General features: G+C 38.8%; 11 protein-coding genes. 9 read left to right on the top strand and 2 right to left on the bottom strand.

Annotated elements, in window-relative coordinates; genetic code table 11:
- Positions 1-2 precede the first annotated feature (2 nt).
- Positions 3-1,097, bottom strand: a complete 1,095-nt coding sequence (gene dndB, locus NST16_RS16385) for a DNA sulfur modification protein DndB (protein ID WP_103031520.1) — start codon at positions 1,095-1,097, stop codon at positions 3-5.
- Positions 1,098-1,287: 190 nt separating this feature from the next.
- On the opposite strand from dndB, the gene dptF reads away from it, so the two are divergent.
- The 6 genes from dptF (at position 1,288) to NST16_RS16355 (ending at position 13,037) form a co-directional block, all read left to right on the top strand.
- Positions 1,288-3,042: a DNA phosphorothioation-dependent restriction protein DptF gene (gene dptF, locus NST16_RS16380; RefSeq protein ID WP_103031521.1), complete on the top strand. Its 1,755-nt coding sequence runs from the start codon at positions 1,288-1,290 to the stop codon at positions 3,040-3,042.
- Between the two features lies 1 nt (position 3,043).
- Positions 3,044-4,447 carry a DNA phosphorothioation-dependent restriction protein DptG gene (gene dptG, locus NST16_RS16375; RefSeq protein WP_340887591.1) on the top strand — a complete coding sequence of 468 codons (1,404 nt, stop codon included), beginning with the start codon at positions 3,044-3,046 and terminating at the stop codon, positions 4,445-4,447.
- A complete protein-coding gene (dptH, locus tag NST16_RS16370) occupies positions 4,428-9,554 on the top strand; it encodes a DNA phosphorothioation-dependent restriction protein DptH (protein WP_340887589.1) in 5,127 nt (1,708 codons plus the stop codon). Before dptG ends, dptH begins: the two co-directional genes overlap by 20 nt.
- Positions 9,555-10,049: 495 nt before the next feature.
- Positions 10,050-11,306 (top strand): glycine/proline betaine ABC transporter ATP-binding protein OpuAA, encoded by a 1,257-nt coding sequence (gene opuAA / locus NST16_RS16365; protein WP_229149674.1) that lies wholly within the window; start codon positions 10,050-10,052, stop codon positions 11,304-11,306.
- A 1-nt stretch (position 11,307) separates the two neighbouring features.
- Entirely contained in the window at positions 11,308-12,156 is an 849-nt protein-coding gene (opuAB, locus tag NST16_RS16360; RefSeq protein WP_010332937.1) for a glycine/proline betaine ABC transporter permease subunit OpuAB, read from the top strand.
- The gene (locus NST16_RS16355) at positions 12,156-13,037 is read left to right on the top strand and encodes a glycine betaine ABC transporter substrate-binding protein (protein WP_010332939.1); all 882 of its coding nucleotides are present in this window, start codon (positions 12,156-12,158) and stop codon (positions 13,035-13,037) included. Before opuAB ends, NST16_RS16355 begins: the two co-directional genes overlap by 1 nt.
- 37 nt (positions 13,038-13,074) lie before the next feature.
- Here the strand turns inward: NST16_RS16355 and NST16_RS16350 are convergent, their stop codons facing one another.
- Positions 13,075-14,226, bottom strand: a complete 1,152-nt coding sequence (locus NST16_RS16350; RefSeq protein WP_340887585.1) for a M20 peptidase aminoacylase family protein — start codon at positions 14,224-14,226, stop codon at positions 13,075-13,077.
- Positions 14,227-14,352: 126 nt separating this feature from the next.
- On the opposite strand from NST16_RS16350, the gene NST16_RS16345 reads away from it, so the two are divergent.
- The 3 genes from NST16_RS16345 to NST16_RS16335 all read left to right on the top strand — a co-directional run bounded on the left by NST16_RS16345 (position 14,353) and on the right by NST16_RS16335 (position 17,494).
- Complete coding sequence (locus NST16_RS16345; RefSeq protein ID WP_268444221.1) at positions 14,353-15,786, top strand: YfcC family protein; 1,434 nt, start codon at positions 14,353-14,355, stop codon at positions 15,784-15,786.
- 115 nt (positions 15,787-15,901) lie between these two features.
- Positions 15,902-16,393 carry a DUF6773 family protein gene (locus NST16_RS16340; protein WP_010332942.1) on the top strand — a complete coding sequence of 164 codons (492 nt, stop codon included), beginning with the start codon at positions 15,902-15,904 and terminating at the stop codon, positions 16,391-16,393.
- A gap of 135 nt (positions 16,394-16,528) precedes the next feature.
- Positions 16,529-17,494: an L-lactate dehydrogenase gene (locus tag NST16_RS16335; RefSeq protein WP_340887583.1), complete on the top strand. Its 966-nt coding sequence runs from the start codon at positions 16,529-16,531 to the stop codon at positions 17,492-17,494.

The raw sequence follows: 17,494 nt of genomic DNA, 5'->3' as shown, positions 1-17,494 counted from the left end.
ATTCAGACTCCTAACTGAAATTTTTCTTCCGTTTTTTGTTCTGCCTCTGTAAGTGGAAGACCTAAAAATTCTTTTAATTTATTTGAAGTTAACGTTACCGTCTCTTTCGTCTTATGAATTCTGCCGTTTGCGCCAAATGCTCTACCGCGCCAATCTTTTATGTTGGTCCGGCTATAATCGATCTGCGCAAGATTTTTAAGGTAGACTTTCCACTCATCAGGATGATATTCACGTAAATATCTGCCTAATACACCTAGAGATTCTATAAAGACACCATGACCTACGATGTAATTTTCTCGCAAATCTTTCGGGCTTAGTTCTTTGTTAAAGACTCTTTGCCATTCGATAATTGTAGCACACAGCATACTCCAAAATTCCTTTAAAAAGCTTATCTCGTCTTCAGACAGAGAGTCTCCTTTTACTTTTCCAAGTAAGCGGCAATTGGTATTGAATATATGGTTAAGAGCTAGGATCTTTGGTGAGTTCTTTGACAACGTAACTCTTTCTTTATCTGTATACCGAGTCAGTAATTCATTTTCAGCTACAATCTGTTTCGTCACGAGTGCTAAATGGTCTCGATGATCATACAAAATCCCAATGGAAGAAGTAGTATTGACCGCGTGACGATTAAGATCGGAGAAGATTTGTTGGGATTTTTTAAGTCCTAAATCGTGATAAAAAACGACAGATATTGTCTCATTTCCTAATTCCGGTGATAACTTAATGGCTTCTTCAATGGCAGCACGGCGGTGTTGACCATCATTAATCAAAAACTTAGCATCCAACGAAATCTGGAGTTGACCCAAATCTTGCATTGTAAGGTTATTACTAAAAGGATGAAACTCAATATCTCCATCAATAGATGCTGTTAAAGATGAAAATACGTAATCGTTCGGATTTTCAACAATGTAGTTTGTGATTTCGGGAATCCTTATCTTATTTAAAATGCGTTGTGCTCTATATTCAGGTGAGATTTCTTCTTCATCGAATAGAAATATTTTTGGAATAAGACGCAAAGGACACATGACCACATAATATTCACTCCCACCCTGTTTTCCCCTCAAGGCCGGAAAGTTGTAACTAAACCCAAATTCCACGTCCATTCTCCTTTTTACGTACGTAATATTAATGCGTTATATAAAGAATAACAGAAATTCTATGAAAAATATATTAAAAAAGCATGTGGCTGGGTTTTCTTGTTTATGACTCACAAATAAGTTTGTTATTATTAAACTAATAAAATTTTGTTATTAAATTTCTATCTAAAATGATAATAAGGTGGGCTTTATGGGGAATTCTCTAATTAAGGAATTAGGTCGTTTAAAGCAGTCGTCAAAAGAGGCAGTTGAAAATATAGAGTCATATAATAAATTTAAACAATATATGCATGTGGAAAGGCCATTTGAAAGAAGCCTTATTCATATAATGGAAAGAATAAGAGAACAAAAACGTCCACATTTGGTAATGGTGTGTGGCAGTGTTGGAGATGGGAAGTCCCATCTTATTTCATATCTGAAAAACAACTATCCAGGCCTATTTCATAACGTGACTATTCATAATGATGCAACAGAAAGTTTTTCACCAACTAAAACGTCTATTGAAACATTACGTAACATACTGAATCCCTTTACGGATGATAATTTATCAATTGATCAAAATGATATGAATCATGTTGTTGTGGCTATTAACTTAGGAACGCTAAACAATTTTCTGCACTCGGAGTACGGCTCGGAATTTATGGAATTACAGAGATACGTTGAAGATAAGAAGATTTTAGAAGAAGGTGTGACTTCAAGTGGTGAAGAATCCGAGGAGCGTTTTCAATTTGTTAACTTGAGTGATTACCATTTGTATGAATTAGCAAAGGATGGCGTCCAATCAGGATTTTTAGAGGCGTTATTTGAGAAAATCACAGCTGAATCACCAGACAATCCGTTTTATGAAAAATATAAATTGGTATGCAGTCAGGAAGCGTCATTAAAAGATGAATGTCCAGTTGTAAAAAACTATGAATTATTGATGAATCGCGATGTTCAAAAAAGTATTGTTTACTTACTTGCAGAGCTAATGATTAAGTATAAAATGATCGTTTCACCACGTATGTTTCTAGACTTTATTTATCGCATTTTGGTACCTGATTATATACAAGACTCTGCTATTAGTAAAGCGTTAGATAATAAAAACAAAGATGAAATAAGAGAACGCTATCTCAAAAGTTTGTTGCCTAATTTATTATTTGACCTTGGAAAACGGTCGGAAGCTTTTCTACCTATAGAAACTTTAGGGTCCTTGGCTAAGAGAAACCAGCTATCAGATAAATGGATCATTTCATTTTTCATTACAGATAACATTAGCTCTTTAACTAAAGATATTGTACCAGAAAGCCTTCTTGAACAACTAAATTTAAACAATTCAGTAGGTGGATTTGATAAGAAACAAGAAGGTCGAGAACTAATACTGAAAACACTGCTGCGTTTAAGGGCAATTTCTGGAGTTGCGAGAGAAGATGAACAGAGTACTTTATTTCCTAAGTTTTTAACGTATTTATTCTATTGGAATACCCACAACGTAAAAGAACTAAGAACACTATATTATGACGTTATAGAGGCCATTTACAACTGGAACGGAAAAACGGAAACAGAAAGAATCAATATGTTTGTTGGAAGAAATCAGCTAAAGTATGCCATCAGCCAAAAAATTGTTATAAAACCTCATTTAGAACAAAAAGAAGTGGATTTAGATGAAAGATTATCTAGGTTCTTGAATTATATGGTATTGAAATTTAAAGTGGAGGGGTCAGATCAAATTTATTCAATAAGTATAGATTTTAATCTTTTTGAGTTAATTGTCAAAATGAAAAATGGTTATCGTCCAAATAGCAGGGACAAAAACAACTTTATCAATTTCGCCAATTTTGCTGACCGCATGATAAAAGAAAACGTACAACAAGATAATGTTGTAATTCGAGAAAAAGTCAGTCAAGATTCCAAACAGTATATCCTAACAGTGGACGAGTTTGGATATGAATTTAAGGAGAAGTAAAATGATTGAAACAGTTAACCTTAACAGAGAAAGTATTGAGAAAGAATTTGCAGTAAAAAAGGATGAAGAAAAAAAGGTAAGACTAACTCATGCAAAAGTTCAAAGTCCTTATAGAATTTTTCCTTACTCAACAAAAAATAATAAGATTTCTAACTTCGATGCTGTCCTAGGTAATTATTCAAGGTCTATTACTGATAAAGGCTATACTGTCTTTGAAAAGGAAGAACTTTTCCGGAAAATCCAGACAAAAGTGACAACGGACTCTATTGAAAAATTGAATGTAATCATAAATGAATTGTTTTTTGATGAAAATAATCAATTAGTATTATCGCACCCCTCATTCTTTAACCATCTCCCAGAAGGGGATAATGCTGAACGAAAAGTCGGAGAGTTTTTAAGCATTATTTTTTCAAGTGAAAATATAACAGAAGGATTTCAAAAAGCATTTGAAAAGCAACCTGAGAATGTACTGTTAAGACTTATTTATGAGTGTTTACCAGATCTAAAACAAGAACATAATAAGTCTGGAAGCTATGTGAAATACATGAAAGAAATTGTGGAAGTTTTTGAAGAGGATTTATTATTTTTATTAAAACATGAGGATTTACTTATAAAATCATTTAAAAATTTACTGCTGTACTATTACTTTTTTTATACGACTCAAGTTATTTTAAATCTTGATCAGTTATTTAAAAATAGCCATGATCAAGTGATTCCAGTCTATTACAACCTAGAGTGGGAGAAACGTTCTAAAACGAGAGATAGTTTTAAGCAAGGGTGGAAAATGATTTCATCAAAACTGCCTAATTTATTTTCTCATATTAACTGTACGATTATGTTAAATCATGTAAATGGTTTAAATGACTATCCTGTCTCTTATACATCGTTTAAGCGTTCTTTACAGGAGCTAACGGTTGAACAGCAAGAGAAATTAAAAGACCATATAGAAGCTTGGCATAATGATTATAAAAGTTATATAGGTGACGTGATTTGGGAGCAGATGCCCCCGCTGCCTTTCTTAGAAGGAGAGTCATCTGTACTAAGAGAAGTTAGGAAGCTTCAACATTCTATTTCTTACCAATTCAAAGCGTCTAACCGCAGTCGTGCTGCTGAAGGTTATTACGAAGGGTATGAAGAATTAGCTAAAACATATTTTTTAAAAAAAAGCGGTTCTCTAGGATATACACTGAATTTAACACAAGACTTTGTAATTTTGTTGACTCGAATTTGTATAAAGGATAAAGAGAAACTGTCTCTGAAGGAATTATTTAAAGAGCTTCAAAGAAGAGGAATTTACTTTGATCGTGATACCAGAAAGCAAGTAGTTTTACTGTATGAGCGTTTAAATATTTTAGAGAAAAAATCAGATAGTGGTGATGCGCAATATGTCAAATATATTTTATAAACTTATTTCGAATCAAATTGTTAGTTATTTTCAAAATAACTCATTGAACCCGGGTGATAAGTTCCATGTACAGTTTGAACATTTAAGCGAGGTAGAACACCTATATAATGAATTAAAAAAAGTTGTAGCTGAAAAAGGTCTTTATAATGAGTTTGTATGGGGTGAAGATGAACCGTATCAATCATTTTCTATACATACAAACGAGGTTAATGTCATTGTGGCAAGCACTCTAAATGGGGTCACTCCAGATTTTTTGACTAAGTTACGGAATTTAGTGGGAACATCGGAAAACAACTTTGAAAAAACATGTATCCTTTTTATCCATCACACAACATTAGATAGCATTGTGGGCGGATCAGTCGACCTTCAACGTGCTGGTATGCCTTTATCAAGAAAAGCAATTGAATCAATTATTTCAAAAGCGATCAGTGAATCTGATTTAGATGACGTTGCGAAATCGGTTCTGTCGTTTGCCTTTAGTAAAATTGAAGAGATAATAAACCATCTTCATTACTCAATATTTGAATATGAAGATATACTATCGGCTATTTCGGCTGGTGTTAAACCGGAATCTTATCAAGATTTAGGATTATTTTACGATGCAGCGTTAGAGGGCTATGACCAAAAAGCACGTGAAGAAAGATTAAGTGAGAACTATAAGCTTTTTAAATTTATTCAAGAAACAGAGAGTTTTGGAGACTTGTCTAATGACTTAGAGAAAGAGTTTGATGATGAAGGAATAAATAAAATCCTCAATAATGATTGGAGAAAAATTGAATTTAAAGAGATTAAGCAATTTCATGATAACAAAAAGAAAGTCGTACCGCCGGAATATATAGAAGAAAGCAACAAAGAAACAGAAGAGGGCTTAGCGTATTGGGAGAGAGGAAAAGGAGAGAGCAAAGCCAAGAAAAGAAAAAGACATATTATTGTTTTCAACCCTTCTCAAGTGACGGACATCTCGCTGAGTTTTAGTTTCGATAGGTACTTAAAGAAAGATAATTTGGAGAATGTCCTCGGTAATGCTGGAGTTATTTCTGGAAAGAAAATCAAAATTTCCCACCGATTTGAATCTGAAAGAGTAAATTTCATTTCAGTTCTATACAAAGAATCGGGAGCAAGTTTTGAATTTAAAATAGCAGTAGTACCTTTTACTAGCGATTTTTTAGATTCTATCCGATTAAATTATTTAGTTGAAATTGATACAAAAAGAAACATACAGTGTATTAAAGTATTATACAGTGGAGAAAAGCTTGTTCTTAATAATGGAGCAGAACAAGAAAAAGAAATTCAAGTGGATGCTGATGGTGAAGGCGAAGAGGTACGGACCAATTTGAATGAACAAGTTAGATTTAATATTCTTGAAGATTACTTCCAAAGAGATAATGAAATTGTCTTGTTAAAAGTGGACAACGTAGAATTTCCTATCGCTTTTCTTGGTGAGAAAGTCGAATCAAAGAAAATTAATGGAAACAAAGCTTTTCAGTTAAAATGGAAACAGAAGCAACATTTCTACTTACAAGAAACAAAGAAAGTAATTTTAGGGAATGATGAATATATAATTGATGACCTAGAATTTTTCCGTAACCTAGAAGAGGAAAAGCGCTTCATAGAAGAAGAAGCCTTATGCCTAGAACAGGAAAATGGACTATATTCAAAAAAACGATTAGACGCACCGGCAAAATTGGAAAAGGCTTATTTAAACTACTTAAGCTATTTCAAAGCAAGGAATCTTCTGCCTAGCTTAACCTATTGGAACGATGAAATTACAGAATTAGCAAGAGTATATATTGAGACGTTTTTTGAAATTTTAAATGAGATCGAAGAAGGTTTTTCTCTCTCAACTGGCCATCAAGATTTAAGTAAGCTAGGTGTATTGGAAAATAGAGACAGCTTACATGCTGTGAAGTGTTCACCACTTCATCCAATTAATGTAGTTCACAAATATCTTCTGGTGAAGCGGGTCACAGATCCAGAAATTCCACCAGAAATATTAAGACGGTTATCTGCGACATACTTGGTTCCTTATATTTATCATGAAAACAAAATATATAAAGCTGTCAATCAAGGACATTCACCTGAATGGATTTATTATTACGATTACAAAGGGCCTCGAAATAATCTTTCTTCTTCTTTTGTTTCTAAGCTTGTGACAGACAAAATAAAAGAGTTTAAACAGCATTATCATTACTTATTTATGTTAAATAAAAACGCTCCTTTAAAAATTAATATTATTAATTTAGGAGATTGCAAAGAGGTCTTACTAGGGATTTTTAATTATTACATGGTAGAGTTGAAAAAAAGCGGTTTGGAAGATTTAACCCCAATTGAAATTACTATTTATGATAATTTCAATACTGTTAATGCTTTCGAGGAATTATCATTTTATGATGATATACAAGAAATTGAATCGTACTTTGGCTTAAAGTTCCAAAACGATAACTACGCTGCAGAAGATATTTTAAATGCTTTCAGAACTAAAGTTGAATTTTATAAAAAAAGTTACCATGACTCTGAATTCGACTATTGTCATATTTCTTTCTTTGAATCAGATGAAAATGTAGACGAGACAATTGATCAAACAGATAAGATTGGAACAGGTCTATCTTTATCTGGACTGTTTGCCTCTTTAACTTCAACATATTTAGGAGATTCTTATCGTACAGGTTTCGGAACAAAGTATTTAAAAGAAGAAGGAAACGTTTGTTTAGATGTAGTTAAGCTATATAACAGTTTAGTATTAGCATCAGGAAGACAAAATACCTTTGAAAGAGGGAAAGCTATTGTTACAGCTTTCTCAAATCAAGGTGAGAAAAAACTAAAGCATTTATACGAATCCTCTTACTGGGTTACATTCATTGAACCGAAATTTGACTTAAACTATTTTGGTGCAAAAGGGGGAGAAGACGTATTAATTATTCATTATAGTGATCAATACACACCTTCTAGTAGTTACGATGCTATCACGGTTACAAAAAAGTCGGATCAATTTAAACTAATCATTGAAGAAATGCTGAAAAGTAAATCAGTGGAAGTTAGTTCGGAAACAACAAGAGACATTATTAACTTGTTTAATACCATAAACGGTGATTGGTTACTACGAATGATTGGAAGCCGCTCACAGTTTCCACGTGAGAAGATCAGTATTTTGTCTGCTGTAAAATTCTCACTCGCCTATTTACAACATAGCAATATTATATGGGTACCACTATCATTAGAAGAAATTTTAAGGGTTTCTGGTGCTGTAGGGTTAAATCAAAAAGACGGTTTATTCTCAGCAAAAAATTTAGGTATTAAAGGATCAGTAAATGATGATTTACTATTAATGGGTTTTGAGATTCTAGATGGGGAAATTAAAATTCATCTATATCCAATAGAAGTTAAAATTGGTAAAAATAAGACAGGAATTATTGAGAAAGCCAAGGAACAAGTGTCTCAAACTGCCGATGCTTTAGAAACCTACTTATCAGAAAATAGATTTAAAAGTTCTGTATACAAAGATTTCTTAGTACAATTAGCGATTACGAATGTAAAGAAGATGAAGATTTACGGAGTATTAGAGCATCAAGAATGGGATGTTTTTCTAAGCGAAAAAGTACTAACGAAGTTACTAAATGAAGAATATACATTTTCAAATGAACTATCATCTTATATTGGAAATGGAGCAGTTATATCATTTGAAACAGATAATCACTTTAGAAAATCGGGAAGAGAATCGGACACTTTGCTTATCAAATTGACCGAACAAGATGGGTATGAATATTTAACACTTCCTATGGATAAATTATTTAGCAGAATCCATGAATCTCAAGAAGACTATCACCCAGAAACGCTCTTATTGAAAACATTTCTAGAGGACATTATCGAGGTTGGAGAAAATATAACAAACCTAGAGAAAGATAGGGAGGAGGAGACAGAACCTGAAGCTGTACCACCAATCCCTGTACTTGATCCACCTCCTGAAGAAGAACCTTTAAGGATCTTGTTTGGAAGCTCTATAAGTAACAATGAACCATTGAATTGGTATCCTACGACAACAAGTAAAATCATGCATACAAATACGGGGATTATTGGAACAATGGGAACGGGTAAAACACAGTTTACGAAAGCCCTTATCAAACAGCTGCATGATGGTGCAGCCGCTAACGTGAACGGTACACCTATTGATATATTGATTTTTGATTACAAGGGTGACTATATTAAAGATGACTTTGTGGCAGCAACAAATGCTACTATTTATGCTCCTTACCACCTTCCATTCAATCCATTGGCCTTATACAGAGGAAAGCAGGCGAAACCGTTACTGCCTCTTCATACAGCTAATACGATAAAAGAAACAATAGCCAATGCATTTAATTTGGGTATAAAACAACAACAATTATTGAATGACCTAATTATTGAAGCTTATGCACGTGCCGGTATTCATAAGGCAAATATGTCTACCTGGGACATGGTGCCTCCTACTATGAATAGTGTTTTTGAGCGGCTAATGGACCGAGAAGATGTTAAAGAAGACAGCATGTATGCGGCTTTAAAACAAATATATGATTTTGAAATTTTTTCACCAGATAGTGAAAATACAAAATCATTGTATGATATGGTTCAGGGAGTCACTGTAGTACATTTGGCAGGATACGATCCAAACATTCAAAACCTTATCGTTGGCATTACATTAGATACTTTTTATTCCCAAATGTCCACTAAGGGTCACAGTACGATTCAGGGTGATTATCGTGAATTAACAAAAATGATCCTTGTTGATGAAGCAGATAACTTCCTAAGTCAAAATTTTTCTTCCTTAAAGAAAATCATGAAAGAGGGAAGGGAATATGGTGTTGGAGTAATTCTGTCCACTCAATTCTTAGACCACTTTGCAACTACGGACAACGACTATGCACAGTATATCTTAACTTGGGTCATACACAGAGTGCCTACAATTAAGAAAAAAGAGGTACAGGCGATCTTTAATCCTGAGAGCCAAGCAGAAGGAGAGCAGATCGTAAACAAGATTGCACAGCTTCAAAAACATAAAAGTCTAGTCACTTCTGTTACTAAAAATAGGTATGAACTTATGGATGACATGGCTTTTTGGAAGCTTATAAATTAAAAAACAGCACTGAACAAATGTATTACACTTTGTTCAGTGCTGTTTTTATTCGTTTAAAAGTCTCAGCTGACTATGATTAGCTCAGCATGCATGTATGCGATGGGACCAGATGAAAATTACTGTGACTGGTCAAAAGGTGCGCGGCTTGGATGGAGTTTCAGCACATAAAGGATATTTGGTGCTCAGCAATCGGGCAACCTTCATACATACATAGAGATGAAAAAGCAACTTATTTTTCCAGTAAAGGAGCTTGAAGTCATAAGAGGAAGAAGGATTTTCGATTTAATAAAAGCGTTTTCAATAAAAAAGGCTTAATTTTACCTGTAAAATATAATAATAAAGGAGGATTACAGAGTATTTAGAAGCATAATTAAGGTCTTGGGGTCACAGGGATGTTTATCATGAAATGGTACAGAATAAAAGAGAATATGCGGTTTGTGTGTGTTGTTACATAAGTGTTACGGTAATAAAGATTGCTTAATATGGAGGGAAAATATGAGTGTAGATGAGAAACCGATTAAGATAAAAGTCGAGAAAGTCTCTAAGATTTTTGGGAAACAAACCAAGAAAGCAGTTCAAATGCTTGCCGACGGAAAAAATAAAAAAGAGATCCTGAAAGCAACCGGATCAACCGTTGGGGTTAACCAAGCAGATTTTGATGTATATGATGGTGAGATATTTGTCATCATGGGTCTATCAGGGAGCGGTAAATCAACTTTAGTACGGCTGTTAAACCGGCTTATTGAACCGACTGCCGGAAAAATTTACATTGATGGTGACATGATAACAAATATGTCTAAAGACCAGCTCCGGGAAGTCCGCCGGAAAAAAATCAGTATGGTCTTCCAAAAGTTCGCTTTGTTCCCGCACAGAACGATACTTGAAAACACAGAATACGGACTGGAGCTTCAAGGTGTAGACAAACAGGAGCGCCAGCAAAAAGCGCTTGAGTCGCTTAAACTTGTCGGGCTTGAAGGATTTGAACACCAATACCCTGACCAGCTTTCAGGCGGGATGCAGCAGCGTGTCGGCCTTGCCCGCGCTTTGACGAATAATCCGGACATCCTTCTGATGGACGAAGCGTTTAGTGCGCTTGATCCATTAATCCGTAAAGATATGCAGGATGAACTTTTGGATCTGCATGATAATGTCGGAAAAACGATTATTTTTATTACGCACGACCTGGATGAAGCGCTTCGCATCGGCGACAGAATCGCGCTGATGAAGGACGGAAACATCGTTCAGATCGGCACGCCGGAAGAAATCCTCATGAATCCATCCAACGAATATGTTGAGAAATTCGTTGAGGACGTTGATTTGTCTAAAGTATTAACTGCCGGCCACATTATGAAGCGCGCTGAAACGGTGCGGATTGATAAAGGGCCGCGCGTTGCATTAACACTGATGAAAAACCTAGGAATTTCATCTATTTATGCAGTCGATAAACAAAAACAATTGTTAGGTGTCATTTATGCGGCTGATGCGAAAAAAGCAGCCGAGTCTGATTTATCCCTTCAGGATATCTTGAATAAGGAATTTACGACTGTACCAGAGAATACGTATCTGACTGAGATTTTTGACGTTGTTTCTGACGCGAATATTCCAATTGCGGTTGTGGATGAAAAGCAAAGAATGAAAGGGATTGTCGTAAGAGGCGCGCTGATTGGCGCACTTGCGGGCAATAACGATTATATCAATGTTGAAGGCACTGCTGAGCAAACACAAGATCCTTCTGTACGGGAGGTGAAGTAAATTGGATAGACTGCCTAGAATACCTTTAGCAGACATCATTGACCGTTTTGTTGACTGGATTACGATAACGTTTGGCGGATTCCTCGATGGAATCGCAAATGGCTTGGCCATTTTTGTAAACGGGATTGTAACCGGGCTTGGATTTATTCCTTCTATTTTGTTAACGATTATTTTCGCAGCTCTTGCATGGTGGATCAGTACGAGAGGAATTGCGCTGTTTACTTTAATTGGCTTTCTCGTTATTGATTATTTAGGATATTGGGACCCAATGCTGCAAACGTTAGCGCTGGTTGTCACGTCCGTCATTATTTCGATTGTGGTCGGTGTGCCGATCGGAATTTGGGCATCTCAAAAAGAAACGGTTCGCCGTATCGTAACGCCTATCCTTGATTTAATGCAGACAATGCCTGCTTTCGTATATCTTTTGCCGGCAATTTTCTTCTTTAATATCGGTGTTGTGCCGGGTGTTGTTGCGTCTGTTATCTTCGCAATGCCGCCGACAATCCGTATGACGGTTCTCGGTATTAAACAAGTGCCTGCGGATCTGATTGAAGCAACTGAAGCGTTTGGTTCTACAACAGCTCAGCGTTTGATTAAGGTTCAGCTTCCGCTTGCCACAAAAACCATTCTTGCCGGGATCAACCAAAGTATCATGCTTGCATTATCAATGGTTGTTATCGCAGCAATGGTCGGTGCGCCTGGACTAGGTTCAGAAGTATACAGCGCCGTTACACAGCTGAAAACAGGGGTCGGTGTAGAAGCAGGTATCGCTATCGTTATCGTTGCGATTACGCTCGACCGTATTACACAAAATATTAAAGTGAAGAAGAAAAGCAGGGGGAATGCCTGATGTTTAAAAAAATCATCGGTATCGGTGTTTCCGCCATGCTGGCACTCTCACTTGCGGCTTGCGGATCAGAAAACGACGAAAATGCGTCCGCAGCTGAACAGGTGAACAAGACGATCATCGGGATTGACCCCGGTTCAGGTATTATGAGCCTGACTGATCAAGCGTTGAAGGATTATAACCTGAACGACTGGACACTGATTTCATCGTCAAGCGCTGCTATGACTGCTACGCTCAAAAAGTCATACGACCGGAAGAAACCAATTATTATCACAGGATGGACTCCGCACTGGATGTTCTCCAGATATAAATTAAAATATCTTGATGATCCGAAAAAAACTTACGGCAGTGCTGAGGAGATTCATACGATCACCAGAAAAGGCTTCAGCAAAGAACAGCCGAATGCCGTTAAGCTTCTGAGCCAGTTTAAATGGACGCAAGACGACATGGGTGAAGTGATGATCAAGGTGGAAGAAGGCGAGAAACCTTCCAAAGCCGCTGCTGATTATGTGAAGAAGCACAAGGATCAAATCGCGGAGTGGACCAAAGGCGTGCAAAAGGTGAAGGGAGACAAAATCAACCTTGCCTATGTGGCGTGGGACAGTGAGATTGCAAGTACAAACGTTATGGGCAAAGTCTTAGAAGACTTGGGCTATGACGTGAAACTCACTCAGGTAGAAGCTGGTCCGATGTGGACGGCGATTGCGACGGGAAGCGCGGACGCATCTCTTTCCGCATGGCTGCCGAATACCCATAAACCATACGCTGTCAAATATAAAGGCAAATATGATGATGTAGGCGTCAGTATCACTGGCGTGAAGATGGGTCTTGTTGTGCCTCAATATATGAAAAACGTCAACTCAATTGAAGATCTGAAGAAATAATGAAGAAAGCAGCCTGTTCGCAGGCTGCTTTTTTGATTTAAGAAGCATTGGCTGATGCGAGTGTATCGGCTTTTTGGAACGTTTTTAACACAGCGTTTGCTAAAATGTGAATCCCGGTAAACATCGCGTTTCTGTCAAAGGTCATATGCGGGTGATGGAGTCCTGGCTGAAGTCCGCAGCCGAGGCCAAGCATGGTCGTTTTAAGATTCGGCACTTTCACGGCATAAAAATGAAAGTCTTCACCGCCGGTTGTCACAAGCGGTTCATCGAGCTGATCAGCTCCGATAACGTCTGTGATCGCTTCAGCCATAATGCCTTCAGCTTCTTTATTCTGTGTTGCCGCCGGAAGGCTGTGTTCCTTGTGAAGTTCAATTTTCGCATCGAATGCCGCGGCAGCCGCTTCGCAGGCTCTTTCTGTTTCTGCGATCAGCGTCGCCATGGCTTCATTTGTTTGCGCCCGCAGGTCAAGGCTGAAGGTCGCTTTTCCGGGAATGATGTTAGAGCTGTCGCCGCCGGCTTGAAGCTTTGTCATTTTGACAGTGTGCGGAATTTTCGGATCGATGTGAATCAGTCCCAGCTTATGGACGAGGAATGCCGCGATTTCGATGCTGTTTTTGCCAAGGTGCGGCCGCGCGCCATGAGCTTCCTCTCCAATGATTGTGCCTTCGATGTGCTGGCTTGACCCGTGCAGAATGGATGGGGCGCAGCGTCCGTTTTGGGTTTCCTGAATTGGGCGGACGTGGACGCCATACAAATAGTCGACGTCATCAAGCACGCCTTCTTCTATCATTTTTAGAGCGCCGCCGCCTTTTTCTTCTGCGGGCTGAAAGATAAAACGGATCGTTCCGCTCGGAAGCTGCGGCTGTTTTTTCAGCAGCATTAACGTACCTAAAGCCATTGTCATATGCGAATCATGTCCGCAGGAATGATTGGCGCGAAATGTGCCGTTGACCTCCTGCCATAATGCATCAATGTCAGCACGGACAGCTACAACAGGCGAGCCCGAACCCATTTCACCGACAACTCCGGTGCAATCTGAAAATGTGCGCGTGCGGCACCCTGCATCTTCGAGTTTTTGTTTAAGAAATGCAGTTGTCTCATATTCTTTCCAGCTGACTTCTGGATTGGCGTGAAGATGTTCAAAGATGTCCATTACGGTTTGTTTCATTTCTTCTGAGAGTTTTTGCATGGGAGAAAAACCTCCTTCTTTCCTTTTTTTATATTGAAACAGGTAGATAGGCTGTTTATAATATAGCACATATTTATATTTTTCAGAATAATAGGTATTTTCTAAAAAGAGGGGATGGATCGAAATATGAGTATGCCAGCAGCCGAAACACAGCCGAAGAAAAAACGTACCGCCTTTAACATGCCTGACGCCTATGTCCTCTTATTTATCATCGCTTTCATGTGCGCCGTTGCTTCGTATATTGTGCCGGCGGGAGAATTTGACCGTGTGACGAAGGGAGAGGTTACCACTGCGGTGCCGGGAAGCTACCATTCAATTGAACAGTCTCCGGTCAGCCTGATCAGCTTTTTCACTTCTCTTCAGGATGGAATGGTCGGCTCAGCCCCTATTATTTTTCTGATTTTATTCACAGGCGGCACGATCGCTATTTTAGAAAAAACAGGTGCCATCAACGGACTTATTTACAATGTCATCAGCAAGTTCCGCACAAAGCAATTATTATTTATTTGTATTGTCGGTGCGTTGTTTTCTGTTCTTGGAACGACCGGAATTGTCGTGAACTCAGTGATCGGATTTATTCCCATCGGCCTTATTGTCGCACGCTCCTTAAAATGGGACGCGGTCGCGGGTGCAGCTGTTATTTATATAGGCTGCTATGCCGGGTTTAACTCTACCATTTTATCACCGTCCCCGCTTGGCTTATCGCAATCGATTGCGGAGCTGCCTCTGTTTTCGGGGATCGGCCTTCGTGTGGTCATATACATATGCTTTTTGCTGTCTTCTATCATTTATATCTATTGGTATACAAGAAAATTAAAGAAATCAAAGGATGCCAGCGTGCTAGGCACAAACTGGTTCCCGGCGGCAGGATTGAGCGATGCGAATCAAGAAGAAGATAAGTCTGTCCCCTTTACCGTTCGCCATAAGCTGATTTTGGGAGTCGCGGGTTTGTCACTGATCGGATTTTTGTACGGCGCATTGAAGCTGGGCTGGTCAGATTCCCAAATGGCTGCGACATTTATTTTTATTTCGGTCCTTGCCGGATTCATTGGAGGACTTGCGGCAAACGATATTGCCAAAACTTTTATTACCGGCTGTCAGAGTCTTGTATACGGTGCGCTGATTGTCGGGATGGCGCGGAGCATTTCTGTCATTCTTGAAAATGGAAAGCTGCTGGATACAGTCGTCAATGCTTTGGCTTCCGTTTTGGACGGATTCAGTCCGATGGCCGGCGCAATCGGCATGTATATCGCCAGTGCTTTGCTTCATTTTCTCATCTCTTCAGGATCGGGCGAAGCGGTTGTGTTCATTCCGATTTTGGCGCCGCTCGCTGATTTGATGGGAATCACGAGACAGGTCGCGGTGGAAGCGGTTATGCTTGGAGAAGGGGTTGTCAACTGTGTGAACCCGACGTCCGGCGTTTTGATGGCAGTGCTTGCCGCCAGCGGAATTCCGTACGTCAAGTGGCTTCGGTTTATGCTGCCGCTCGCTCTGATTTGGTTCTTAATCGGGCTTGTGTTTATTTGTATCGGTGTCTTGATCAATTGGGGGCCGTATTAAACATTGCTGCCCGCCGGCTTGTACGGCGGGCTTTTCATTTATTCGTTGCAGAAGCGCAGGCTGTTATTGTAACATGTAAGCCATAAGCCATTCGTAAAAGTGCGGGAGGAAGGTCATGAATAATCTGCATAACAGACTTTCAGGCGTGAATGGGAAAAATAAGAGAGTAAAAGAAAAAGAACAAAAAATCTGGTCGGAGATCGGCATGTTAGCCGGGGCGATTGCGCTGCTGGATGTGATCATCCGCGGCATTATGTTTGAATTTCCGTTTAAAGAATGGGTCGCGAGCCTTGTGTTTTTGTTCATTATCATCTTATATTACTGCATCAGGGCATCTGCTTCTGGAATGCTGATGCCGAGAATAGACACCGAGAAAGAACTGCATAAACGGGTGAAGCAGCAGTTCATAGAATCAATAGCTGTCGCCTTTGCGGTAGTGGTGCTTACGATGTATGACAGGGGGATTCCCCATACATTCTTCGCTTGGCTGAAAATGTTTCTCTTATTTATCGTCTGCGGCGGCGTTCTGTTTCTGCTACGATTCGGGATCGTGAAGCTGTCTTACAGAAGATCGGTAAAAAAGGAGTCTAAGAAGAAATCATCATAGAGGATGGTTTCTTTTTTTGTTCATAAATCAGACAAATCTTTTCTCTTGCAAAAGTTTGTGAAATGTTGCACAATATAAATGTGAAATACTTCACAAACAGTCATCGAAGAAAAACATACCCTGGAAGGATGATTAATGATGAATAAACGTGTAAATAAAGTAGCTTTAATCGGAGCGGGTTTTGTTGGAAGCAGTTATGCATTTGCGTTAATTAACCAAGGGATCACAGATGAACTTGTGGTCATTGATTTAAATAAAGAAAAAGCAATGGGCGATGTAATGGATTTAAACCACGGAAAGGCGTTTGCGCCGCATCCGGTCAAAACATCTTTCGGAACATATGAAGACTGCCAGGATGCTGATATTGTCTGCATTTGCGCCGGAGCAAACCAAAAGCCTGGTGAGACACGCCTTGAATTAGTAGAAAAGAACTTAAAGATCTTCAAAGGAATTGTCAGTGAAGTCATGGCGAGCGGATTTGACGGCATTTTCTTAATCGCGACAAATCCGGTTGATATTCTGACTTATGCAACATGGAAATTCAGCGGCCTGCCAAAAGAGCGAGTGATCGGAAGCGGCACAACACTTGATTCTGCGAGATTCCGTTACATGCTGAGCGAATACTTTGGCGCAGCGCCTCAAAACGTGCACGCGCATATTATCGGTGAACACGGCGATACTGAGCTTCCTGTCTGGAGCCACGCAAATGTCGGCGGTGTGCCTGTCGGTGAACTCGTTGAGAAAAACGATGCGTACAAACTAGAGGAGCTAGACCAGATCGTAGATGACGTGAAAAACGCTGCTTACCATATCATTGAGAAAAAAGGTGCGACTTATTATGGTGTTGCGATGAGCCTTGCCCGCATTACAAAAGCCATTCTTCATAATGAAAACAGCATTTTAACTGTCAGCACCTATTTGGAGGGACAATACGGCGCAGATGACGTATACATCGGCGTTCCGGCTGTCGTAAACCGCGGAGGTATCGCAGACATCACTGAGCTGAACTTAAATGAGAAAGAAAAAGAACAGTTCCTTCACAGCGCAGACGTCCTTAAAAATATTTTAAAACCTCATTTTGCAGAACAAAAGGTCAACTAA

This window comes from Bacillus sp. FSL K6-1005, from assembly GCF_038000225.1.
In the GTDB taxonomy this organism is placed as follows: domain Bacteria; phylum Bacillota; class Bacilli; order Bacillales; family Bacillaceae; genus Bacillus; species Bacillus mojavensis.
Note: the sequence above shows the minus strand (reverse complement) of the source record. Positions and strands in the feature narration are given on the sequence as shown.